Origin of the sequence: Streptomyces sp. NPDC093568 (assembly GCF_044764945.1) — a bacterium.
GTDB lineage: Bacteria > Actinomycetota > Actinomycetes > Streptomycetales > Streptomycetaceae > Streptomyces.
The window spans coordinates 15,111-36,941 of the sequence record NZ_JBIWJD010000019.1 but is presented as its reverse complement, the minus strand read 5'-3'; the positions used below and the strand labels follow the sequence as shown (position 1 = coordinate 36,941).

Genomic DNA, 21,831 nt, shown 5'->3' with positions numbered 1-21,831 from the left:
CCGCAATGGCGCGGGCGGAGAACAAGACGGAGGCAGGCGGTACGGCCCATTTGGTCGCCGCCCTGGCGAAGGCGTTGCGGGAGCAACACGGACTGACCCAGCCACAGTTGGGCGACAAGCTCGGGTACACGGCGGCGGCGGTGAGCGCGATGGAGACGTGCGCGCAGCCCGCGAGCGATCAGATGCTGGTGAAGCTGGAGGCGGAGATCGGGGGTGGGCTGGGGGTCTTCGAGAAGGCCCGCAAATGGATACTGCTTGAGAAATACCCGGCCCGTTTCCGGGGGTTCTCGGAGCTGGAGGCCGGTGCCGTCACCATCTGTTCCTACGAGACGCTGGTGGTCGACGGGTTGTTCCAGACGGAGGATTACGCGCGGGCGTTGATCGGCGGTGGTTATCCGCCAGTGTCTGAGCAGAAGCGAGAGGAACTGGTCGAGGCGCGGGTGGCTCGCCGGGCTCTCTTCGACCGGGATCCCCCTCCGATGATCGAGCTGATCCTTGAAGAGAGCGTGCTGCGGCGGCCGTTCGGTAGCTGGGAGATTCTGCGCGAGCAACTACGCTCGCTCGCCGAGGACGCCCAGCGGGACAATGTCTGCGTGCAGGTGTTACCTCTGGAGCGGGGGCTTCGTGGAACGTACGCAGGCGCTCGCGGTCCCATGCACCTCGTGGAGACTGCGGACCACCAAGACGTCGTCTATCTGGAGATCGAGGACCAGGGGATTCTGGTCAGTGATCCCGCCGAGGTGTCCCAACTGGCGCACCGCTATGCAAAGATCCGCTCGCAGGCCCTTGGCCCCGACGAATCACTGAGTTTCATCGAACGGTTGGCGGGAGAGGAACGATGACTGGCACCGAAACCCTCCACTGGTTCAAGTCGAGCTACAGCGACGATGGCGGCGGCGCCTGCCTAGAAGTCGCCCCTTGCCCCAACGCCACCCCCACCCTCCACATACGCGACTCCAAGAACCCCGACGGCCCGAACCTCACCGTCTCCGGTCGGGCCTGGGCCGCCTTCACCTCGGGTCTCCCCCAGGGGTGACCAGCCCCGTCTCGTAGGCCACCACCACCGCCTGCGCGCGGTCCCGCAGGCGGAGCTTGGACAGGATGCGGGCCACGTGGGTCTTCACCGTGGCCTCGCTCAGGGTGAACCGGGAGGCGAGTTCGGCGTTGCTGAGGCCCGTGCCCAGTGACTGGAGGACCTGTCGTTCGCGGGGAGTCAGGACCGCCAGGTCCCGGTGCAGGGCGGCGGTCGCCGTGTCCTGGGTGACGAAGCGTTCGACCAGGCGGCGGGTGATGGCCGGGGCGAGCAGCGCGTCGCCGGAGCGGGCCAGCCGGACGGCGGCGACGAGGTGCTCCGGGGTGACGTCCTTCAGCAGGAAGCCGCTGGCGCCCGCCGTGAGGGCGGCGTAGACGTAGCGGTCGAGGTCGTAGGTGGTGAGGATCAGGACCCGGGGCGGGTCGGGGATCATGCCGGAGAGGATGCGCCGGGTGGCCTCAAGACCGTCGAGGCCCGGCATCCGGATGTCCATGAGGACGAGGTGGGGGCGGGTGCGCTCGACGGCCGCCACCGCCTGCTCGCCGTCTGCCGCCTCGGCCACCACGTCGATGCCGTCGGCGGTCAGGATCATGCTGAAGCCGGTGCGGACGAGGGCCTGGTCGTCAGCGATCACCACGCGGGGCGCGTCGGTCATGACGCCCCCTCGGTCGGGTGGTCCGCCTTCGTCTCCACGGGTACGACCGCGCGCACCCGGAAACCTCCCGTGGGCCGTGCGCCCGCCTCCAGCGTGCCGCCGTAGACGGCGAGTCGTTCGCGCAGGCCGAGCAGGCCCCGGCCGCCCCCGGGACCGGCCGGGGTCGCGGCCGTGCCGCCGGTGTCGGAGACCTCCACGTGCACGGCGTCGGGCATGTGGCCGACGGACACCCACACCCTCGCACCGGCGGCGTGCTTCACGACGTTCGTCAGCGCCTCCTGCACCACCCGGTACGCGGCCAGGTCGGCGCCGGCGACCAGCGGTGCCGGCGCGCCCGTGACGGTCAGCTCGACGGGGACGCCGGTGGCGCGGACCCGGTCCACGAGTACGGTCACCTGGGCGAGGCCCGGCTGCGGGGCGAGGTCGACGTCCGCGGCCGGGTCCGCGCCGGGGTCCCCGTCCATGGTCAACAGGCCCATCACATGGCGCAGTTCGGCCATCGCGGTGCGCCCGCCCGCCTCGACGGCCAGCAGCGCCTCGCGGGCCCGGTCGGGCGCGGCGTCCATCACCTTGCGGGCCGCGCCCGCCTGGATCACCATCACGCTCACATTGTGGGTGACGACGTCGTGCAACTCCCGGGCGATCCGGGCGCGTTCGCGCTCGACCGCGAGGCGGGTGGCGGTCTCCTGCCGTGCCTGGAGGTCGCGGACGCGCTGCTGCCAGGTGTGGATCGCGTTCGCCCCGAGGCCGACCCCGAGCAGTACCAGGAACGGCACGAAGCCCGGTGTGAAGTACGGGAAGTACTCCTCGTGGAACACCGCCATCAGCACCGCGCCGAGCAGCACGCCGACCAGCGCCGGAACGCGGCGCGGGCTGTGCACGGCGGCGCTGTAGGCGGCGACCACGCACGAAAGGAACGTGTACACGGTCGCGCCCGTCGCGCCGGAGCGCTGGCCGAACACCAGGGTCAGCCCGAGCACGGCCCAGAACGCGGCCAGCGGATACCGCCGGCGCACGATCAGGGGCAGCGCGGTCAACGCGGCGAGGACCAGCTCCCCGGGGTCGGCCGCGGGCCCCGCGAGTACGCCCGGCGGCCCGGGCGGCGGCGGGACCGGCTCCCCCACGCCGAACGGCGGCACGTTCATCGCGGCGTCCTGATCCAGCGAGGCGCTCACCGTGCTCACGGCAAGGACGAGGGCGAGGATCGCGTCGGCCGTCCACATCCACCGCGACGGCCGCGGCAGCGCCGTGACGACGGCCCTCCACCGCCGTACGCCTGCCCGCCCGACCACCCCGGCTGTACCGGCCGCCCCGCTCATGGGGCCAGTCTCGCAAGAGCCCCGCGCGGCCACATCCCTCCCGCCGTGGACCGCCGCGGACGGGCCGTACATCCTCCTCGTACATCTCAGGGATGACGTTCCCGCCATGTCGCCCCGGCACGGCAGTCGTTCTCGCCGCCGCGGGCGACGCCCCGGACCCGGCCCCGCCCCTAGCGTCGCGCCGAACCGTCAAACCAGCAGCCGGGGAGGGCCCATGACCACGACCGCACCGCCCGTGATCGACATCCGCGACGTGAGCAGGACGTACGGGGAAGGACCGCCGGCGCTGGCCGGCGTGAGCCTGAGCGTGCGGGCCGGGGAGGCGCTGGCCGTCCTCGGACCGTCGGGCAGCGGCAAGTCGACGCTGCTCAACCTGATCGCGGGCCTGGACCGGCCGAGCGGCGGAAGCGTCACCGTCGACGGGCTGCGGGTGGACCGGCTCGGCGAGGCCGCGTCGGCGAGGTACCGCAGGGCGCGGATCGGCATGGTCTTCCAGTTCTTCAACCTGCTGGAGGACCTGACGGTCGCCGACAACGTCCTGCTGCCGGCCCAGCTCGCCGGCACGCCCCGCGCCGAGGCCCGCCGCCGCGCCGCCGGTCTGCTGGCCCACCTCGGCATCGAGCGGCACGCGGACGCCCACCCCGGCAGACTGTCCGGCGGGGAACGGCAACGGGTGGCGGTCGCCCGCGCCCTGATGAACCGTCCGGCGCTGCTGCTGGCCGACGAGCCCACCGGCGCACTGGACACCGCCTCCGGCGAGGACGTACGGCAGCTGCTGGCCGCGCTCAACGCGGACGGGCAGACGATCGTGCTGGTCACCCATGACCTGGGGCTCGCCGAGTCCTGTGCGACCCGGACCATAGAGCTGGTCGACGGGCGGATCGTCCGGGACACCCAGGACGTCCGGAGCACACCGGCGGTGGCCGGGTGAGCGCCCTGAGCAAAGTGGTGCGCGCGGGCGTCGGGCGGCGCCGGATCCAGACCGCGGTGATGATCCTGACCACGCTCGTCGCGGTCACCGCGTCCGTAGTGGCCGCCGGGGTGCTCACGGCGTCCCGGGCGCCGTTCGAGCATGCGATGGCCGAGCAGCGGGGCGCCCAGCTTGCCGCGCAGTTCGACGGCGGCAAGGTCACCGAGCCGGAACTCGCAGCCACCGCACGCGCGTCCGGCGTGACGGCCGCGGCCGGGCCCTTCCGGACCCTTGAACTGCGCCCGCGCACGGTCTCGGCATCCGCCCCGATCCCGGCAGGAGTCACGCTGCCCGCGCTGACCGTGGCCGGACGCGCGGACCGGCAAGGGCCGGTGGACCGGCTGCGGCTCGTCGCGGGCGACTGGGCGACCCGGCCCGGCCAGATCGTGCTGGCGGAGGCCGAGTCACCACTGCGGCCGGGCGCCCGGCTGACCTTCCCCGACCTGCCGGGCAGCCCCACGCTGACCGTGGTCGGACTGGCCCGGTCGGTCACCGGCACCGCCGACGCGTGGGTGACCCCCGCCCAGGCCGAGGCGCTGACCGCGAAGTCCGGCGCCCCCACGTACGAGATGCTCTACCGCTTCCGGCACGCCGGCACCGACGCACAGATGGCCACGGCACGCGCCGCGATCGCCGCCGCCGTGCCCTCCGGTGCGCTGACCGCGACGCGGTCCCACCTCGTCGTCCAGCAGGAACAGCTCGCCAACGCGCTGGCGTTCGTGCCCTTCGTGGCCGCCTTCGGTGTGCTCGGGCTGGCCATGTCGGTGCTGATCATCGGCATCGTCGTCAGCGGCGCGGTGGGCGCCGCCACCCGGCGCATCGGCATCCTCAAGTCCCTCGGCCTCACCCCGGCCCAGGTGGTGTGGGCGTACGTCGCCCAGGCACTGGTCCCGGCCGCGCTCGGCTGCGCCCTGGGCGTGGCCCTCGGCAACGTGCTGGCGGGCCCGGTCCTGGGAGACGTCGAGGACGTCTACAGCGGCGCGCCCGCCTCGGTGCCCTGGTGGGTCGACGTGGCGGCACCCGCCGTCGCCCTCGCGCTGGTCGCCGTCGCCGCTCTCGTGCCCGCGCTGCGCGCCGGCCGGCTGCGCACCGTGGAGGCGATCTCCGTGGGGCGTGCGGCGGGCACCGCACGGGGGCGCTTGGCCCGCCGGCTCACCGGGCGGCTGCCGCTGCCGCGCCCGGTCGGCCTCGGTCTGGCGCACCCCTTCGCCCGCCCCGCCCGTTCGCTCACGACGGCGGCCGCGGTGGCCTTCGCCGCCGTCACCGTCACCTTCGCGGTCGGGCTGGCCCTGACGCTCGGCGCGGTGCAGTCGAACCGGATGCTCGACTCCGCCGCTCCGGTCGTCGTGGACACCGGTGGCGGGCAGGGTCCGCCCGGCGCCCAGGTCGTCCGCGCCCCCGGTCAGCCGGAGAAGCCGGCGGCCGACCCGGCCGAGGTCGCCGCCGCCCTGCGCGCGCAGGAGGGCACCCGGCGCTTCTACGGCACCGTCCAGGCCGAGGTCCGCGCGTCCGGCATCAGCGGCGGGACCACCGTGACCGCGTACGAGGGCGACACGTCCTGGGCCGCCCCGGAGGTGGTCTCGGGCACCTGGCTGACCGGCCCCGGCCAGGCGGTGGTCACGGAGCGCTTCCTGCATGCCGCCGGAATCGAGGTCGGCGACAGCCTGACCCTGACGGAGGTCGGCCGCCGCACCACCGTCCGTATCGTCGGCGAGGCGTTCTTCACCGAGGACGACGGCATGACCCTGCTGACCCCGGCCACCACCCTCACCGCCCTGGGCCTGGACGCCGAACCGACCCGGTTCCACGTCGACACGGACCCGGGAACCTCCGAGTCGGCCTACCTGACCTCACTGAACGAGACCCTGGACGCCCTCGGCGCGTACGCCCACCCGGGCGGCGACGACTCCTCCAGCGTGATCGCGGCCATGGACGCGCTGATCGGCATGCTGACCCTGCTGCTCGTCACGGTCGCGGGCCTGGGCGTCCTCAACACCGTCGTCCTCGACACCCGCGACCGCGTCCACGACCTCGGCGTCCACAAGTCCCTGGGCATGACACCCCGCCAGATCGTGGGCATGGTGCTCACGTCGGTCGCCGGCATCGGCCTGCTCGCCTCGGTCGTCGGGATTCCGCTCGGAGTGGCCCTGCACCACTACGTGACGCCGCTGATGGGCGACGCGGTGGGGATGAACCTGCCCGGCTCGTACATCGCCGTCTACGCCACGCCGGTGCTGGCCCTGCTCCTGCTGGGCGGCCTCACGATCGCGGTGGCGGGCGCCCTGCTCCCGGCGGGCTGGGCGGCCAGGACGGACCCGGCCAGGGCGCTGCGCACCGAGTGAGCCGGTCCCTGAACGCGTGAGCGCCCGGCCGGTTCCCCGGCCGGGCGCTCACCCTCGCGGTCCTACAGGAAGGAGTTGATCTCGATCGTCTCGTCCCGGCCCGGACCCACGCCGATCGCGGAGATCGGGGCGCCGGACATCTCCTCCAGCGCCTTGACGTAGTTCTGGGCGTTCTTCGGCAGGTCGGAGAAGGACTTGGCCGATGTGATGTCCTCGGACCAGCCCGGCAGCGTCTCGTAGACCGGCTTCGCGTGGTGGAAGTCCGACTGCGAGTACGGCAGCTCCTCGACCCGCTTGCCGTCGATCTCGTACGCCACGCAGACCGGGATCTGCTCCCAGCCGGTGAGGACGTCGAGCTTGGTGAGGAAGAAGTCGGTGAGGCCGTTCACGCGGGTCGCGTAGCGGGCGATCACCGCGTCGAACCACCCGCAGCGACGGTCACGGCCGGTCGTCACGCCCCGCTCGCCGCCGATCCGGCGCAGCGCCTCGCCGTCCTCGTCGAAGAGCTCGGTCGGGAAGGGACCGGAACCGACCCGGGTCGTGTACGCCTTGAGGATGCCGATGACGCGGCTGATCTTGGTCGGGCCGACGCCCGCGCCCGTGCACGCGCCGCCGGCGGTGGGGTTCGACGACGTGACGAAGGGATAGGTCCCGTGGTCGATGTCGAGGAGCGTGCCCTGGCCGCCCTCGAAGAGGACCACCTTGTCCTGCTCCAGGGCCTGGTTGAGCACCAGGACCGTGTCGGCGACGTACGGCGCGAGCTTGTCGGCGTAGCCCAGCAGCTCCTCGACCACCTGGTCGACGGCGATCGCGCGCCGGTTGTAGAGCTTGGTGAGGATCTGGTTCTTGACGTCGAGGGCCGCCTCGACCTTCTGGGTCAGGATCGACTCGTCGTAGAGGTCCTGGACCCGGATGCCGACGCGGTTGATCTTGTCCGCGTACGTCGGGCCGATGCCGCGGCCGGTCGTCCCGATCTTCCGCTTCCCGAGGAAGCGTTCCGTCACCTTGTCCACCGTCACGTTGTACGGCGTGATGATGTGAGCGTTACCGCTGATCAGGAGCTTCGACGTGTCGACGCCGCGCTCGTTCAGCCCGTTCAGCTCGGAGAACAGGACCGACGGGTCGACGACGACGCCGTTGCCGATGACCGGGGTGCATCCCGGCGAGAGGATGCCGGAGGGGAGAAGGTGGAGGGCATACTTCTGGTCGCCGACGACGACCGTGTGGCCGGCGTTGTTGCCGCCCTGGTAGCGGACCACGTAGTCGACGGATCCGCCGAGCAGGTCGGTGGCCTTCCCTTTACCCTCGTCACCCCACTGAGCACCGAGCAGCACAAGTGCGGGCACGCGCGTACACCCCTTCCGGGCGGGGCATGTCCAAGGTCGGGGGCGCACGCGTAGTGTTCCGCCGCGTGCACCACCACCGGACGCGACCGTCATTGGCCGCGAACCGTCGGACCGGATGGCCCCGGAATAGACGAAGCCCCTGGCGCAATAGCGCAAGGGGCTCTTGCACAAAGATGCTACCCGAGGAAGCGAGGCATGGCCGAGGTGGCGACTTTCGCGATGTCCGATCAGCTGCTGGTGGTGATCGATCCGATCGCCCGGAGGACGGACGGCGAGTCCGTCAGGATCGCGAAAGACGTGCTCAGCGCGGGTGCGGCCACGAAAGTCTGTCTACCGGAGGACCCGGACGAGTTCGCCCGTGCCCTGGCGAGGCGCGGGTCGCGCCGGCCGGTGGTCGTCGGCGACGACGGGGCGCTGCTGCGCACGGTGGCCCTGCTGCACCGGCAGCGGCAGCTGGCCGAATGCGTGCTGTCGGTGGTGCCGGTGGGGGGCGCGCTGTCGCTGGCCGGATCCCTGGGGGTGCCCACGGGGGCGGTCGCGGCGGCGCGGGCGGTGCTGGACGGCGCGGAGCGGCGGCTGGACCTGCTCGTGGACGACAGCGACGGCGTGGTCCTGGGCGGGCTGCGGATCCCGCCGATACGCGACCCCGCCGCGCCCGCCGGGGCGAGCGCGGTGGGGCCGGGTGCGGGGCGGCCGTGGCTGCGCACGTGCCAGTCGCTCGTACGGACACTGGTGCCGGCCCGGGGTGCGGCCCTACCGGGCTCGCCCGGCCCGGCGCGGCTGCGCGTCGAGGTCGACGGGTCCACGCTGGTGGACCTCGACCAGCCGGTGGAGGGCGTGTCGGTGACGCCGGGGGGCGCGGGGGTGGCCGCGGTGGAGGTGCGGCCGGCCTCGGTGGGGGCGGAGGCCTCGCCGCTGCTGGCCGAGGGGCGGACGGTGACCGTGTCGGGGGCGCATTTCCGGTACCGGGCCGACGTGGCGGTCTCCGGGCCGGTGCGCAGACGGACCTGGACGGTGGGGGAAGGCGCGCTGCGGCTGGTGCTGCCGGGGCGGTGAGCCCCGGGCGGGTCAGCCCTGCCCGAAGGTCTCGTCGCGGTACACCCGCCAGCGCTCCATCATGGCGACGACCTCACCGTCGACGAACTCGAAGAAGGCCAGCGTCTCGGCCAGGCGGCGCCCCGCCGGGGTCTCGGCGCCGAGGCTGGTGACGCCCTCGCGCAGGGACGACTGCCACCGCTTGAGGACGGCTTCGCGGTTGGTGAGGGCCTCGTACCACTGGTCGCCGTGCACCCGGTAGCGCTCCCGGCGCGACCCGGGCTCCCGCTCGCGCGACACCATGTGCGTCTGGGCGAGGTAGCGCACCGCTCCGGAGACGGCCGCCGGGCTGATGCGCAGCTGGTCGCTCAGTTCGGCGGAGGTCAGCACACCCTTGTCGGAGGCGAGCAGCGCGGCGAAGACCCGGGCGGCCATGCGCTGCATCCCCGCCTCGACCAGTTGCGCCGCGAAGGACTCCACGAACTTCGACACGGACTCCGCGTCCCGGTCGGCCCCGACTGACTCCGTCATCCGTCCATCCTATCCGGGCCTTTATACGCTTCCTTAACTTCACAAATTTCTGAAAGAAGCGTACGTTCAGCACCATGACGAAGGCAAACCCCGCCATTGAGGTATCCGGACTGCACAAGTCGTTCGGCAAGACGCACGCGCTCGACGGCCTCGACCTGGACGTCGAGACCGGTGAGGTCCACGGCTTCCTCGGCCCCAACGGCGCCGGCAAGTCCACCGCCATCCGCGTCCTGCTCGGCCTGCTGCGGGCCGACTCCGGCGGCGCCCGGGTGCTCGGCCGCGACCCCTGGAGGGACGCGGTGGAGGTGCACCGCCGGATCGCCTACGTGCCGGGGGACGTGACGCTGTGGCGGAACCTGTCGGGCGGCGAGGTCATCGACCTCTACGGCCGGCTGCGCGGCGGGCTGGACGCCCGGCGCCGCGCCGAGCTGATCGAGCGCTTCGAACTGGACCCGACGAAGAAGGGCCGCACCTACTCCAAGGGCAACCGGCAGAAGGTCGCCCTCGTCGCCGCGTTCGCCTCCGACGTCGACCTGCTGATCCTCGACGAGCCGACCTCGGGCCTGGACCCGCTGATGGAGGAGGTCTTCCAGCGCTGCGTGGAGGAGGAGCGCGACCGCGGCCGCACCGTCCTGCTGTCGTCGCACATCCTCAGCGAGGTCGAGGAGCTCTGCGACCGGGTCAGCATCATCCGCAAGGGCCGCACCGTCGAGAGCGGCTCGCTGGCCGACCTGCGCCACCTGACACGGACCAGCGTGAGCGCCGAACTGGCGGGGCCACCCAACGGGCTGTCCCGCCTTCCCGGGGTCCACGACCTCGACGTCCAGGGCCACCGCGTCCGCCTCCAGGTCGACACCGACAAGCTCGACGCCGTCCTGCGCTCGCTGAGCGAGTCCGGCGTGCGCTCGCTGACGTCGACGCCGCCGACCCTGGAGGAGCTGTTCCTGCGGCACTACCAGACCGACATGGACGAGGTGGCCGCCCGATGACCGCGAGCGCCTTCGAGGTACGGCCGTCGGGCCCGCGCCAGCTGGCGGGCACCGGCACCCTGCTGCGCTTCGCCCTGCGCCGCGACCGGGTGATGATCCCGGTCTGGGTGGCGGTGAACGCGCTGATGATCCTCTCCATGCCGAACACGCTGGAAAACCTCTACGGCACCCCGGCCGACCGCGCCAACCTCATCCAGGACACCTCGGCCAACGCCTCCTTCCGCGCGCTGATCGGCCCGGTCTTCGACGACTCGATCGGCGCCCTGACGGCCTGGCGGGTCGGCGTGTACGCGGGCGCGCTCGCGGCCGTGGTCAGCATGCTCCTCGTCGTACGGCACACCCGGGACGAGGAGGAGAGCGGCCGTCAGGAACTGCTGGCGTCCGGGATGGTGGGCCGCCGGGCCTCCCTGACGGCCGCGCTGCTGACCGCGGCGGTCGCCAACGCCGCGCTGGCACTGCTGGTGACCGCCGGACTGGCCGGCCAGGGCGCCACGGGGGCCCTGGCGTTCGGCCTCGGACTGGCCGGGGTCGGCATGGTCTTCGCCACGCTGGCGGCGATCGTCGCCCAGTTCACGGAGAGCGCGCGGCTCGCGCGCGGGCTGACGGCCGGACTGCTGGGCGCGGCGTTCGCCCTGCGCGCGGCGGGCGACTCGGCGTCGGACGACGGTTCGTCGGCGCTGACCTGGGCGTCGCCGCTGGGCTGGCTGGAGAACCTGCGGCCGTTCGCGAGCGAGCGCTGGTGGGTGCTGCTGCTGTTCGCGGGCGCCGCCCTGGTCCAGGGCGCGGTGGCGTACGAACTCGCCGGCCGCCGGGATGTGGGCATGAGCTTCCTGCCCACCCGTCCGGGCCCCGCCGACGGCCGTCTCGGCACGGCGGGCGCGCTGGCCTGGCGGCTCCAGCGCGGCGGCGTGCTCGGCTGGAGCATCGGCTTCTTCCTCGCCGGGGTCGTCTACGGCGGGCTGACCGACGGGGTGGCCGACCTGGTCGGCGACAACGACAAGGCGCGGGAGATCTTCGAGCGCATGGGCGGCCAGTCTGGCCTGACGGACGCCTTCCTGGCGTCGATGACCGGCATGCTGGGCCTGATCGCGGCCCTGTACGTGGTGGCTTCGGTGCTGCGCCTGCACGGCGAGGAGACCTCGATGCGGGCGGAGCCCATCCTGGCGAACGCGGTGGGCCGGCTGCGCTGGGCGGCGGGCCACCTGGTGATCGCCTTCGCGGGCTCGGCGCTGATCATGCTGCTGGCGGGGGCGGGCTTCGCGGTCGGCTACGGCAAGGAGACCGGCCCGATCCTCGGCGCCTGCCTCGTCCAGCTCCCGGCCGTCTGGGTCGTCGGCGGCCTGGCGGTCCTGCTGTACGGCCTCTTCCCCCGGGCGGCGACGGCGGCGTGGGCGGTGGCCGGGGCGGTCCTGCTGATCGGCTGGGTGGGCCCTGCGCTCGACGTCCCGCAGACGGTGCTGGACCTGTCCCCCTTCGGACACCTGCCGAAGCTGCCGGGCGGCGGGATGGAGTGGGGGCCGGTGCTGGTCCTGCTGGCGCTGGCGGCGGGACTGGTCGCCGCGGGGCTCGCGGGGCTGCGGCGCCGGGACATGACCATGTGAGGGCGATCAGTCGACGTACTGCTTGAGTTCCTCGGTGTCGAGTTCGATGCCTACGGGGACGGGGAGAGTGACCTTGCCCCCGAGCCGCACGGTGTGGATCTCACGGTAGCCGTCCTCCAGATCGGGCGCGGTGTGCACGAGGACCGAGAGATTGTCCCGGTCGATCAGCAAGTAGACGGGGATGCCGGCCTCGGCGTAGGCCCGGGGCTTCTCCACACGGTCGCGGTTGTGGGTGTCCGAGTCGTACGACGTGATCTCGACGGCCATCAACACGCCGTCGGGTTCGGCCCAGTCGCCCCGGCCATTGAAGTAACCCACCGGCGCGAGCAGGGCATCGGGCCGGGCCCGGCCCCTGCGGTACGCCTCGACCTTCAGCCCCTGGTTCGTCGTATAAAGGGTGAGGTCAGGTCGTGCCTGCTTGCACTTGAAGACCAACCACATCGCGATCTCGCCGTGGCTGCCGTTCGTCACTTTCCTGGCCCCGATCCGTCCGTCGATGAACTCGAAACTGACGGTCTCGTCCTCGCGAGCGGCGAATTCTGCGATCCGCTCGAACATGTCCACCGACAACTGAGACGACGCACGCTCTGCCATAACCGTCATGGTGCCTCCCTTCGTAGGCAGGCACCAGCTTGACGAGCCGCCGACGGTCCTCGATCGGGATTCGCTCAGCGATCAGCCGAACGAGTGATCACGCCATCTCGACGCTCAGCCCCTCCAAGCCCCGGATCACGAAGTTCGGCTTGCGCTCCGGCTCCGCCGCCAGTCGCAGCGTCGGCGCCTGCTCCAGCAACGCCGTCATCGACGCGGCCAGTTCGATGCGGGCCAGGGGGGCGCCGATGCAGTAGTGGATGCCGGCGCTGAAGGAGATGTGAGGGTTGTCCTGCCGGGTGAGGGCAAGGTTCTCCGGAGCCTCGAAGACCTCCGGGTCGTGGTTCGCGGAGCCGAACAGCATGGCGATCTCCGCGCCGCGCGGGATCGTCGTGCCGTCGATCTCGATGTCGTCCAGGACCCAGCGCTCGAAGAGCTGGAGCGGGGTGTCGTAGCGCATCAGCTCCTCGATCGCGGACGGGATCAGGGAGTGGTCGGCGCGCAGGGCGGCCAGCTGGCCGGGGTTGCGGAACAGGGCCCACCAGCCGTTGACCGTGGCGTTCACCGTGGCCTCGTGGCCGGCGTTGAGGAGCAGGACCGCCGTGGAGATCATCTCCTGCTCGGTGAGCCGGTCGCCCTCGTCGTGGGCCTCGATCAGGCCGGACATCAGGTCGTCCCCCGGCTCCTTGCGGCGGGCCGCGATCAGCTCCGTGAGGTAGTCCGAGAACTCGACCGACGCGCGAACCGCCCGCGTCGCCGTCTCCTCGGAGGGGTTCAGCTCGTACATCCCGCAGATGTCCGCCGACCAGGGCCGCAGCTGCCCGCGGTCCGCCTCGGGGATCCCCAGCATCTCGGCGATCACCGCGACCGGCAGCGGCTCGGCGACGTCCGCCAGCAGATCCCCGCCGCCCGCGGCGACCAGCCCGGACACCAGCTCGCCCGCCAGCTCCCGCACATACGGCCGCAGCCGCTCCACCGTGCGCGGCGTGAACGCCTTCGACACCAGCCGGCGGATCCGGGTGTGGTCCGGCGGCTCCAGGTCGAGCATCCCGTGGTCGTTGAGCACATGGAACGGCTCGTGCTCCGGCGGCGGCGCGGTGCGCCCGAAGTCCTCGTGCGTGAACCGGTGCTGGTACGTCCGCCCGAGCCGGCGGTCGCGCAGCAGCGCCGAGACATCCGCGTGGTGCGGCACCAGCCACTGCTTCGTGGGCTCGAACCAGTGCACGCGGCCCCTGGCCCGCAGCTCGGCGTAGGCGGGGTACGGGTCGGCGAGGAACGCCGGGTCCCAGGGGTCGAAAGCGAGGTCGGAAGGAGCTGCCATGCACGGACGTTAGACCGCCGTCCCCCTCTCTGACCAGGGGGGCTACTCGGCGCCGAAGTCCGGCAGGGTCACCGTGCCGTCCTCGGCGAGGGGGAACCCGGGGTTGTGGGCGACCTCCCAGGCGTGGCCGTCGGGGTCGGTGAACGCGCTGGAGTAGAAGCCGATCTCGTTGAGCGCCGCGGGCTTGGTGACCGTCCCGCCGGCCTGCTCGACGGCCGCGAGAAGGGCGTCGACCTCCGCCTCGGACCGGACGTTGTGCGCGAGGACGATCCCGCCGAAGAGTCCCGCCACCCCGGGGTCCAGCCCGCAGTCCCGGGCCAGCTTGCCCCGGTCCCACAGCACCAGCCCCAGGCCGCCCGCCTGGAAGAACACGGTCTCCTGGACCTCCTGTCCGCGCCAGCCCAGGGCCTCGTAGAAGGCCTTGGAACGGGCGAGGTCGGAGACTCCCAGCGTGATCAGAGTGATGCGCTGTTCCATGCCCTCACGGTAGCCCCGGCCCTCAGCCCGGCGTGACCAGCCGCGCCTCGTACGCGAACACCGCCGCCTGTGTGCGGTCCCGCAGCCCCAGCTTCACCAGGATCCGGCTGACGTGGGTCTTGATCGTCGACTCGGCGACCACCAGCCGCTCGGCTATCTCGGAGTTCGACAGGCCCTGGGCGATCAGCACCAGCACCTCCGTCTCCCGCTCCGTCAGATCCCCGTACGCCGCGTGCGCGGACGGCATCATCCGCGGGGAGTCGGACAGCTTCGAGAACTCCGTGATCAGCCGCTTGGTGATGGACGGGGCGAGCAGCGCCTCGCCGGCCGCCACCACCCTTACGCCGTCGGCGAGTTGGCGTGCGGAGGCGTCCTTCAGCAGAAACCCGGAGGCACCCGCGCGCAGCGCCTGGTACACGTACTCGTCGAGGTCGAAGGTGGTCAGCACCAGCACCTTGGCCGCGCCGTCCGCGGCGACGATCTCGCGGGTCGCCTCTATGCCGTTCAGCTCCGGCATGCGGATGTCCATCAGCACGACGTCCGGGGTGAGTTCGCGGACCCGGTGCACGGCCTCGCGTCCGTTGACCGCCTCGCCGACGACCTCGATGTCCGGCATCGCGTTCAGCAGGACCGAGAAGCCCTCGCGCACCATCATCTGGTCGTCCGCGATCAGCACGCGGATGGTCATGATCCGTCCTCTGTCGTCGTCGTGACCGGCAGGAACACCGTCACCTCGTAGCCGCCTTCGTCCGTCGGGCCCGCCGTCATCTCGCCGTTCAGCATGGTCACACGCTCGCGCATGCCGGTGATGCCGTGCCCGGCGCCCGGCGAGGGCTTCACCAGGGCCGGCGCGGGCGGCGGGCCGTTGACTATGCGCAGCCCCAGTCCGCCGAGGACGTACGCGACCTCCACGGCGGCGCTCGCTCCGGGGGCGTGCCGCAGGCTGTTGCTCAGAGCCTCCTGCACGATCCGGTACGCCGACAGCTCCACGCCCTGCGGAAGCGGGCGCACCGCTCCGGTCACCGTCTTGTCGACGCTCAGGCCCGTGTCCCGCACGTTGGCCAGCAGCCCGTCCAGATCGGTGAGGGTGGGCTGCGGGGTGTCCGGGGCCTCGTAGTCCTCGGCGCGGACGACACCCAGGACGCGGCGCAGTTCGGTGAGCGCCGCCACCGCGTTCTCCCGGATGGTGGCGAAGGCGCGCTCCAGCTCCGGCGGCGGATTCTCCACCCGGTAGGGGGCGGCCTCTGCCTGGATGGCGACGACCGACATGTGGTGGGCCACCACGTCGTGCAGCTCCCGGGCGATGTTCGTGCGCTCCTCCAGCAGGGTGCGCCGGGAACGCTCGTGCGCGGTCACCGTCTGCTGCGCGGTCACCTCCTGCCGGGCCTCCCTGCGGGTGTGCCAGACGGCGACGACCAGCAGGATCAGCGCGGAGACCACCATCATCGGCCCGGCGTTGCTGCCGTAGTAGGGGCCCCGGCCCAGCACCGCCTCCGCCAGGAACGCGTAGGCACCGGTGACGGCCCACATGTACGCCGCCGTGCGCGGCCTGGTGCGTATGGCGACCACCGTCAGCACCGTCAGATGGACGACGAAGGCCGCGGGCGGCCATGGCCAGTCACCCGTCGAGCCGCCGAAGAGCACACTGACCGGAGTGGCCGCCATGGACGCCCAGAACGCTCCCACCGGCCGGACCAGGGTCAGCAGGACCGGGATCGCGGTGATCGGACCGAGCACCACGACCAGGCGGTCGCTGACGGTCGCGGCGATGAGCACGGCGAACAGGGCGGCCGCGACGACCACCGCGTGCGGCAGCCAGGCCGCGTACTCCCTCAGGCGGCCCGGGAGCCGCCGGGTCACCGGGCCGTCGACGCTCCTGCGCGGCAGCGGGCGGTACGCGAACGCGTCGTGGAACAGGTCCTGCCGCAACCCCTGCAAGGAGTCCGCGGCCAGCCGGAACTCCGGGCTGCGCGGCTTGGCCGGGTCCCCCGTCGGCGGGGTCGGCATCTGAGTCGTCTCGGTCACGTACAGAAAGGTAGGCGCCAGGGGGTGTCGCGGTCGTCCCCAGTGAGAGGGGTTCCGGCGGATCCATCTCAGGTACTACTGGTATCCCCGCCGGCCGGGAACGCCCGGCCGGCCCTCAGTACCCGGCGGGCCGCACCACGCCCGACTCGTAGGCGAACACCGCCGCCTGCGTACGGTCCCGCAGCCCCAGCTTCACCAGGATCCGGCCCACATGGGTCTTCACCGTCTGCTCGGCCACGACGAGTCGCTCGGCGATCTCCGCGTTCGACAGGCCCTGCGCGATCAGGGCGAGGACCTCCGTCTCGCGTTCGGTCAGGGAGCCGACGCGATCCTTGAGCGGGGCGCGGGGACGCTTGTCGTTCATCCGTGAGAACTCGGCGATCAGCCGGCGGGTGACGCCCGGTGCGAGGAGGGCGTCGCCGGCCGCCACGATCCGCACCGCCTCGGCCAGCTGGTCGGCGGAGGCGTCCTTGAGCAGGAACCCCGAGGCGCCCGCGCACAGCGCCTCGTAGACGTACTCGTCGAGGTCGAACGTCGTCAGCACCAGCACCTTGATGTGCGGGGTCGCGGTGGTGATGCGGCGGGTGGCCTCGATGCCGCCCAGCTCGGGCATGCGGATGTCCATCAGGACGACGTCGGGCATGAGCTCGGCGACCTTCTCGATCGCGTCCAGGCCGTCGACCGCTTGCCCGATCACGTCGATGTCGGGCTTGGTGTTGAGCAGCACGGAGAATCCCTGCCGGACCATCTGCTGGTCGTCGGCGATGATCACGCGGATGGGGCCGCTCGTCATGGGGTCGGTACTCCTGTCACGGGTGGGGAGCGCGCGGGGTGTCGCCCCGCGGAAGGAAGGCCGAGACCGCGAATCCGCCGTGCTGGGTCGGGGCCGCGGTGAGATGGCCACCGAGCATCGCGGCACGCTCACGCATCCCGAGCAGGCCGTGTCCCGCGCCCGCGGAGGGCGGAACCGGTCGCCGCGGGCGGGAGTTGACGACACCCAGATGCAGTCCGTGGAAGTCGTGGGAGAGCTCGACGCGGACCGTGGAGCCCGGTGCGTGCCGCAGGGCGTTGCTGAGCGCTTCCTGGATGATCCGATACGCGGACAGCTCCACGCCCGTGGGATACGGGGGAGCCTCGCCGCTGATGTCGGTGACGACGTCCAGTCCGGCGGCCCGGGTGTTCTCGATGAGGGCGTCGAGCCGGTCGAGCACGGGCTGGGGAGCGTCGGGGGCGGCACCGGTGCCGGGTTCACCGAGCCAGTAGGCGCTGTCCATGCCGCCGGGGGCTTCGGAGCGCAGGACGCCCAGCACACGGCGCAGTTCGGTGAGGGCGTCCAGGGCGTTCTGCCGGATGCCGGAGAGGTTCTCCCTCAGCTCCTCTGAGGGGTTCTCCACCAGGTGCGGGGCGACCTGGGCCTGGATGGAGATGACGGACATGTGGTGGGCGACCACGTCGTGCAGTTCGCGTGCGATGCGGCTGCGCTCCTCCAGCACGGTGCGCCGGGCCCGCTCCTCCGCGGTGAGCGTCTCCTGCTCGACGAGTTGGGTACGGGCCTCCCTGCGGCCGCGAAGGGTGGTGCCGACGAGGACGGTGGCGGCGAAGACGGCGACCGCCGTCACTCCCGTCGACGAGTACTGCGCCCCGCCGATGATCCCCTGCACCACGAACGTCGCCACCGCGGTCGCCGCCAGAGCAGCGACCGCGATGCGCGTCGTCGGTCTCAGGGCGAGCAGGAAGAGGATGGCGGCATGGGCGAGGATCTCCGCGGTGCTCCAAGGCCAACTGGGGCCGGGTTGGAGGGTCGGAAGCATCCCGCGGACCGCCAGGGCCGTGACGACCGCGCCGCCCAGTGACAGAGCCCAGGCCCGACCCGGCCAGCGCAGGGCGAGGACGACCGCCACGCCCTGGACGCCGCCGGCCAACAGGCCCTGAGCGACGCCGAGTCCGTAGGCGTCGGTCATGTGGGCGCCGCCGGCCAGGAAGACGCCGAGAGCGATCCAGCAGGTCACCAGGACGGTCAGCCAGCGCAGCCAGCGGTACCTGGACAGGTGCGGGAACGTGGGGGACGGGGAGGCGCCGAGGGCCTTGACGAGACGGCTGCGGGGCTGGGACGCGGGTCCCTCGCCGAGTGCGGGAACAATGCGCCTCTCCTCGGACCCGGGGCCGGACTCCTCGCCGTTCACGCGGTCAACCCTAGACATGGTGCTGCGCCTTCGCTTCCGTACCGTGAACGGCCTGGCGGGAACGGATCACTCGGGATGCACGGCCCCTCGGGCGGCGCGGTTCCTGTTCATACCCACGGAACGCCGTCCAGCACAGCGCCAGGGCCAGGGTGAACACCGGGAGCCAGAGCACGCGGGCCGCCACCCAGACGAGGTCGTCGGGGACGGTGTGCAGGCCGGGGAGGTGACCTGCCGTCAGGGACGTGGCCGTGGTGGCCATCATGGCCGTCTGGTGCCACAGGAAGATCGTCATCGCGGAGAGGTTGAGCAGGGCCACCGCGGCCCACAGCAGCGGGCGGCGCAGCGCGCGGCGCAGTGGCTCGCGCAGCAGCAGGGCCAGGCCGCACTGGGCCAGGCCGAAGGTGACGGCGGCCAGCGTCGGCGGGTTGAGGTTCGAGACCCCGGCGCCGGGGACGCCGACCATGGACGCCGGGTAGCCCGCCCAGGCGATGAGCGCGGCCGTCGCCGCCGTGCCGCCCGTCAGCAGGATCCAGCCCGCGCGCCGGCGCTCCAGCTCGCCCCTGGTCCAGGCCGCGCCCAGGGTGAACGGCACGAGCCAGCCCGCCGCGAGGTTCACCCAGCCCAGCCGGTCCTGGCCGCCCAGGCCGAAGCGGAGGAGGTCCACATGGAGGACGACGGCCAGCGGCCACAGCGGGTGCAGGCGCAGCAGGAGCGGAGTCGCCGCAGTCAGCGCGGCGAAGACCAGGAGGAACCACAGCGGGGACAGGGCCAGTTTGAGCAGCGTGTGGACGGTGCCGGGGTCGGTGCCCGAGAGGAGCAGCAGGCCTGACGCCACCGTCCACAGGGTGAGGACGGCCACCACCGGTTTGAACAGCCGGGACAGCCGCGAGCGCAGCCACTGTCCGTAGGTCGCGCCGCGCCGCCGGGCCGAGAGGTAGCCACGGGTGGCCACATGGCCGCCGACCAGGAAGAACACGGCGAGGGTCTGGAACACCCAGGAGATCGGCGCCAGCCAGGGCAGGTGCCGGAGCGGGCTCGCGGTGCGCAGGCCCGTGCCGCCGTCGTCCGCCACCAGGGCCGTGACCAGCCAGTGGCCGAGGACGACGCCGAGGATCGCGAGGGCTCGCAGGGCGTCCACGGCCCGGTCGCGATCGGCGGGGGTGGCGGCGTCCACCTGGGCGGCGCCCCGGCGTATGCCCTTCCATACGCCGGTCCGGCGCCCTGGGTTCGTCGATTCAGCCATGGGTCACCTCCGAGGTCTCGCCCAGGACGATGCGGGTCAGGTTCGCCAGGGACGTCGACCCCGGCCTGAAGTAGTCGCTGTGGCCGCCGTCGCCCGCCGCGAAGACGCGGGCGCCGAAGGACGGGGAGACCGGGTCGGTGCCGAAGCCGACGGTCGTGCCGAGCAGGTCGAACCTGACGTGCGGCACCTCCCCCACCCAGTCGTCGGCGCCGCGCGCCGCCCAGACGCGGGCCCGGGTGCGCAGACCGGCGGCGGTGTCGACGCCGGTGCCGGGGCTGCCGATCAGGGCGATGTCGTCGACGTCCAGGTGGGAGGCCGCGCGACCGCAGACCACGGAGCCGTAGGAGTGGCAGAGCAGGGAGAGGTGGGCGTCGCGGCCGGCGACGGCGCGCAGCTCCCGCACGAACTCCCTCAGCTTCGGCGCCGCGTCCTCGGCTCTTCCCGTCGTCGCCACGGTGGTGCTGACCGTGCCCGGTGTCTCGTAGCCGAGCCAGGCCAGCACGGCCGTGCGCGTGCCCTGCGGGGCCTGGCGGGTGAGCCGTTCGTGGAGGGCACGGGCGGTGGCGCGGAAACGGTCGTAGGTGTCGATGGACGTGTCGGAGCCCGGGACCAGGACCGCGACGCGGTCGGCGTGGGCCAGGTCGCCGAAGACCTCCGTCGCGAGGCCGGCGCCACGGCCGTCGAAGGTGAGGAACCGGCGCGACGGGTCGGCCATCTTCCCGTCCTCGACGGCGCGTTCCCGGTCGCCGTGGGCCGCCGCCATGCGGGACGCCTCGGCGGCGTTGGCGCGGTTGGCCTCGTAGGTCTCGTCGAGCGTCGCCGCCGTCACCGGCGCGAGGGCGGCGGGCGCGGGGGCGGGGATCTCGGGGCGGGCGGCACCGGACAGCGGGGCTACCACGGCACCGGTGATCAGCGCGGCGAGCAGAGCCCGGCGCAGGCGGCCGGTGCGGCGGGTCTTCCTGCGCTCGCGCGTCCCCCGCGTCCCGGCGGCCCCCGTCGTACGCCCCATGGTCGTCGCCCCTCCCCGTCCGCCCGGCCATCGGGCTTGCCTGGAAGGGAAGTTACGGATCCCGGCTCGTCGTCCGCGTCACGCCAGGGAGCTCGCCTGCGACATAGCTCTCAGGTACTACGGGTATGAGGGGATCGGCTCCTGAGGGGGAGCAGCCATGGCGTCACATGGACGGTGCGCTCACCACGCCAACTGCGCGATCTCCTCCACCACCACCGCGCACGCGTCGGCGGCCGGATCGATCAGCGGAAAGTGGCCGACGTCCTCCAGCAGCGTCAGACCGACCACCTCCCCCGCCTTCGCCGCCGCGTCCGCGTACGACTCCGCGACCGCCGAGGGGACCACGAGGTCCGAGCGGCCCTGGACGAGCGTCGTCGCGATGCCCGTCGGGAGCAGGAGAGCGGGATCGGCGTACGGCTGCCGTTCGGCGAACTCCGCGCCTCCGCCCAGGAGTTGGCTCGCCGCACCCCCGCAGACGTCCAGCTTGTCGGCGACCGCGAGGTCGGCGATCGGGGCGAGTGCGACCACCCCCCGCAGGGGCGTGGGCCGTTCGGTGTGCCAGGGGGCGTCCGCCGGGAGGACGTGGCGGGCCGCAGCCCACAGGGCGAGGTGGCCGCCGGCGGAGTGGCCGGTGAGCACGGTCCGGCGCGCGTCGGCCTGCGGGAGCGCCTCCCGCGCGATCGCGGGCAGCGCGTCCAGCGCGGCGGCGACGTCGTCGAAGGTGTCCGGCCAGCGCCCGGCAGCCGGGGCGGTGGGCGGACCGGCGCCCCCGGACTCCGCCGCTCCCGCCGGCTCCGCTCCCCGCCGGTACTCCACGTTGGCCACGGCGAACCCCCGCCGCGCCAGAAAGCCCGCGAACGGCGTGACATGGCGTCGGTCGTAGCGGGCCCGCCAGGCACCGCCGTGCAGCACGACGACCAGCGGGGCCGGGCCGCCCGCGGCGATCTCGCCGCGCGGGGCGTAGAAGTCGATCACCTGGTCGGGGTGGTCGCCGTAGGACGCGATGGCGTCGGGGTCGACGGGCGGGTGCGAGAAGGCGGACTCCTCCTCGGCGGCGTCCCGGGCAGCGGCGGCGTCCTCCGGCATGCTCCAACCTCTCAGCGGGGTAACGGACTTGGACGAATGCGGGGTGATGGGCGGGAAAAGAAAGGGGGTGGCGGA

At 72.6% G+C, this 21,831-nt stretch carries 21 protein-coding genes; 7 read left to right on the top strand and 14 right to left on the bottom strand.

All coding sequences use genetic code 11. From position 1 onward, the window contains the following. The first annotated feature begins 5 nt into the window (after nt 1-5). Together ACIRD7_RS39860 and ACIRD7_RS39855 are read left to right on the top strand one after the other, a co-directional pair. Nucleotides 6-842, top strand: a complete 837-nt coding sequence (locus ACIRD7_RS39860; protein ID WP_403460947.1) for a Scr1 family TA system antitoxin-like transcriptional regulator — start codon at nt 6-8, stop codon at nt 840-842. Then, nucleotides 839-1,036, top strand: a complete 198-nt coding sequence (locus ACIRD7_RS39855; protein ID WP_403460946.1) for a DUF397 domain-containing protein — start codon at nt 839-841, stop codon at nt 1,034-1,036. The genes ACIRD7_RS39860 and ACIRD7_RS39855 overlap by 4 nt, the downstream gene beginning before the upstream one ends. Here ACIRD7_RS39855 and ACIRD7_RS39850 read toward each other — a convergent pair. Together ACIRD7_RS39850 and ACIRD7_RS39845 are read right to left on the bottom strand one after the other, a co-directional pair. Beyond that, complete coding sequence (locus ACIRD7_RS39850) at nt 1,011-1,688, bottom strand: response regulator (protein ID WP_403460944.1); 678 nt, start codon at nt 1,686-1,688, stop codon at nt 1,011-1,013. The genes ACIRD7_RS39855 and ACIRD7_RS39850 overlap by 26 nt on opposite strands. Further along, nucleotides 1,685-3,007, bottom strand: coding sequence for a sensor histidine kinase (locus ACIRD7_RS39845; protein WP_403460943.1), 1,323 nt, complete (start codon nt 3,005-3,007; stop codon nt 1,685-1,687). The genes ACIRD7_RS39850 and ACIRD7_RS39845 overlap by 4 nt, the downstream gene beginning before the upstream one ends. A gap of 214 nt (nt 3,008-3,221) precedes the next feature. Here ACIRD7_RS39845 and ACIRD7_RS39840 point away from each other — a divergent pair, with 214 nt between their 5' ends. Continuing rightward, nucleotides 3,222-3,938, top strand: a complete 717-nt coding sequence (locus tag ACIRD7_RS39840; protein ID WP_403460941.1) for an ABC transporter ATP-binding protein — start codon at nt 3,222-3,224, stop codon at nt 3,936-3,938. Then, nucleotides 3,935-6,319 (top strand): FtsX-like permease family protein, encoded by a 2,385-nt coding sequence (locus ACIRD7_RS39835; protein WP_403460939.1) that lies wholly within the window; start codon nt 3,935-3,937, stop codon nt 6,317-6,319. The genes ACIRD7_RS39840 and ACIRD7_RS39835 overlap by 4 nt, the downstream gene beginning before the upstream one ends. Nucleotides 6,320-6,381: 62 nt before the next feature. Here ACIRD7_RS39835 and ACIRD7_RS39830 read toward each other — a convergent pair whose 3' ends face one another. After that, on the bottom strand, nt 6,382-7,665 hold the full coding sequence (locus tag ACIRD7_RS39830; protein ID WP_403460937.1) for an adenylosuccinate synthase: 1,284 nt from the start codon (nt 7,663-7,665) through the stop codon (nt 6,382-6,384). A 195-nt stretch (nt 7,666-7,860) separates the two neighbouring features. Between ACIRD7_RS39830 and ACIRD7_RS39825 the strand changes: the two genes are divergently transcribed. Beyond that, nucleotides 7,861-8,721 carry a diacylglycerol kinase family protein gene (locus tag ACIRD7_RS39825; protein ID WP_403460936.1) on the top strand — a complete coding sequence of 287 codons (861 nt, stop codon included), beginning with the start codon at nt 7,861-7,863 and terminating at the stop codon, nt 8,719-8,721. A gap of 12 nt (nt 8,722-8,733) precedes the next feature. Here the strand turns inward: ACIRD7_RS39825 and ACIRD7_RS39820 are convergent, their stop codons facing one another. Next, nucleotides 8,734-9,231, bottom strand: a complete 498-nt coding sequence (locus tag ACIRD7_RS39820) for a GbsR/MarR family transcriptional regulator (protein ID WP_403460934.1) — start codon at nt 9,229-9,231, stop codon at nt 8,734-8,736. 74 nt (nt 9,232-9,305) lie between these two features. On the opposite strand from ACIRD7_RS39820, the gene ACIRD7_RS39815 reads away from it, so the two are divergent. Continuing rightward, nucleotides 9,306-10,220 (top strand): ATP-binding cassette domain-containing protein, encoded by a 915-nt coding sequence (locus tag ACIRD7_RS39815; RefSeq protein ID WP_403460932.1) that lies wholly within the window; start codon nt 9,306-9,308, stop codon nt 10,218-10,220. Further along, nucleotides 10,217-11,821: an ABC transporter permease gene (locus tag ACIRD7_RS39810; protein WP_403460931.1), complete on the top strand. Its 1,605-nt coding sequence runs from the start codon at nt 10,217-10,219 to the stop codon at nt 11,819-11,821. Before ACIRD7_RS39815 ends, ACIRD7_RS39810 begins: the two co-directional genes overlap by 4 nt. Nucleotides 11,822-11,827: 6 nt before the next feature. Here ACIRD7_RS39810 and ACIRD7_RS39805 read toward each other — a convergent pair whose 3' ends face one another. From ACIRD7_RS39805 to ACIRD7_RS39760, 10 genes are all read right to left on the bottom strand, one after another. Then, nucleotides 11,828-12,424, bottom strand: a complete 597-nt coding sequence (locus ACIRD7_RS39805; protein WP_403460930.1) for a Uma2 family endonuclease — start codon at nt 12,422-12,424, stop codon at nt 11,828-11,830. A gap of 88 nt (nt 12,425-12,512) precedes the next feature. Continuing rightward, nucleotides 12,513-13,733 carry a cytochrome P450 gene (locus tag ACIRD7_RS39800; RefSeq protein WP_403460928.1) on the bottom strand — a complete coding sequence of 407 codons (1,221 nt, stop codon included), beginning with the start codon at nt 13,731-13,733 and terminating at the stop codon, nt 12,513-12,515. Nucleotides 13,734-13,775: 42 nt separating this feature from the next. Then, the gene (locus ACIRD7_RS39795; protein ID WP_403460927.1) at nt 13,776-14,210 is read right to left on the bottom strand and encodes a VOC family protein; all 435 of its coding nucleotides are present in this window, start codon (nt 14,208-14,210) and stop codon (nt 13,776-13,778) included. A gap of 22 nt (nt 14,211-14,232) precedes the next feature. Then, entirely contained in the window at nt 14,233-14,898 is a 666-nt protein-coding gene (locus ACIRD7_RS39790; protein ID WP_403460925.1) for a response regulator, read from the bottom strand. After that, nucleotides 14,895-16,235 (bottom strand): sensor histidine kinase, encoded by a 1,341-nt coding sequence (locus tag ACIRD7_RS39785; RefSeq protein WP_403460922.1) that lies wholly within the window; start codon nt 16,233-16,235, stop codon nt 14,895-14,897. Before ACIRD7_RS39785 ends, ACIRD7_RS39790 begins: the two co-directional genes overlap by 4 nt. A 115-nt stretch (nt 16,236-16,350) precedes the next feature. After that, entirely contained in the window at nt 16,351-17,028 is a 678-nt protein-coding gene (locus ACIRD7_RS39780; protein WP_403460921.1) for a response regulator, read from the bottom strand. Nucleotides 17,029-17,044: 16 nt separating this feature from the next. Continuing rightward, nucleotides 17,045-18,436 carry a sensor histidine kinase gene (locus ACIRD7_RS39775; protein ID WP_403460919.1) on the bottom strand — a complete coding sequence of 464 codons (1,392 nt, stop codon included), beginning with the start codon at nt 18,434-18,436 and terminating at the stop codon, nt 17,045-17,047. After that, entirely contained in the window at nt 18,429-19,661 is a 1,233-nt protein-coding gene (locus ACIRD7_RS39770; RefSeq protein ID WP_403460917.1) for an acyltransferase, read from the bottom strand. Before ACIRD7_RS39770 ends, ACIRD7_RS39775 begins: the two co-directional genes overlap by 8 nt. Further along, nucleotides 19,654-20,670, bottom strand: a complete 1,017-nt coding sequence (locus ACIRD7_RS39765) for an alpha/beta hydrolase (protein ID WP_403460915.1) — start codon at nt 20,668-20,670, stop codon at nt 19,654-19,656. Before ACIRD7_RS39765 ends, ACIRD7_RS39770 begins: the two co-directional genes overlap by 8 nt. Nucleotides 20,671-20,850: 180 nt before the next feature. Next, nucleotides 20,851-21,756 (bottom strand): alpha/beta hydrolase family protein, encoded by a 906-nt coding sequence (locus tag ACIRD7_RS39760; protein WP_403460914.1) that lies wholly within the window; start codon nt 21,754-21,756, stop codon nt 20,851-20,853. Between the last annotated feature and the right edge of the window lie 75 nt (nt 21,757-21,831).

Bases quoted from the DNA above. Each gene is read 5' to 3' on its own strand.
- ACIRD7_RS39860 (WP_403460947.1), top strand. From the start codon at position 6: ATGGCGCGGGCGGAGAACAAGACGGAGGCAGGCGGTACGGCCCATTTG.
- ACIRD7_RS39855 (WP_403460946.1), top strand. From the start codon at position 839: ATGACTGGCACCGAAACCCTCCACTGGTTCAAGTCGAGCTACAGCGAC.
- ACIRD7_RS39850 (WP_403460944.1), bottom strand. From the start codon at position 1,688: ATGACCGACGCGCCCCGCGTGGTGATCGCTGACGACCAGGCCCTCGTC.
- ACIRD7_RS39845 (WP_403460943.1), bottom strand. From the start codon at position 3,007: ATGAGCGGGGCGGCCGGTACAGCCGGGGTGGTCGGGCGGGCAGGCGTA.
- ACIRD7_RS39840 (WP_403460941.1), top strand. From the start codon at position 3,222: ATGACCACGACCGCACCGCCCGTGATCGACATCCGCGACGTGAGCAGG.
- ACIRD7_RS39825 (WP_403460936.1), top strand. From the start codon at position 7,861: ATGGCCGAGGTGGCGACTTTCGCGATGTCCGATCAGCTGCTGGTGGTG.
- ACIRD7_RS39820 (WP_403460934.1), bottom strand. From the start codon at position 9,231: ATGACGGAGTCAGTCGGGGCCGACCGGGACGCGGAGTCCGTGTCGAAG.
- ACIRD7_RS39815 (WP_403460932.1), top strand. From the start codon at position 9,306: ATGACGAAGGCAAACCCCGCCATTGAGGTATCCGGACTGCACAAGTCG.
- ACIRD7_RS39810 (WP_403460931.1), top strand. From the start codon at position 10,217: ATGACCGCGAGCGCCTTCGAGGTACGGCCGTCGGGCCCGCGCCAGCTG.
- ACIRD7_RS39805 (WP_403460930.1), bottom strand. From the start codon at position 12,424: ATGACGGTTATGGCAGAGCGTGCGTCGTCTCAGTTGTCGGTGGACATG.
- ACIRD7_RS39800 (WP_403460928.1), bottom strand. From the start codon at position 13,733: ATGGCAGCTCCTTCCGACCTCGCTTTCGACCCCTGGGACCCGGCGTTC.
- ACIRD7_RS39795 (WP_403460927.1), bottom strand. From the start codon at position 14,210: ATGGAACAGCGCATCACTCTGATCACGCTGGGAGTCTCCGACCTCGCC.
- ACIRD7_RS39790 (WP_403460925.1), bottom strand. From the start codon at position 14,898: ATGACCATCCGCGTGCTGATCGCGGACGACCAGATGATGGTGCGCGAG.
- ACIRD7_RS39780 (WP_403460921.1), bottom strand. From the start codon at position 17,028: ATGACGAGCGGCCCCATCCGCGTGATCATCGCCGACGACCAGCAGATG.
- ACIRD7_RS39775 (WP_403460919.1), bottom strand. From the start codon at position 18,436: ATGTCTAGGGTTGACCGCGTGAACGGCGAGGAGTCCGGCCCCGGGTCC.
- ACIRD7_RS39770 (WP_403460917.1), bottom strand. From the start codon at position 19,661: ATGGCTGAATCGACGAACCCAGGGCGCCGGACCGGCGTATGGAAGGGC.
- ACIRD7_RS39765 (WP_403460915.1), bottom strand. From the start codon at position 20,670: ATGGGGCGTACGACGGGGGCCGCCGGGACGCGGGGGACGCGCGAGCGC.
- ACIRD7_RS39760 (WP_403460914.1), bottom strand. From the start codon at position 21,756: ATGCCGGAGGACGCCGCCGCTGCCCGGGACGCCGCCGAGGAGGAGTCC.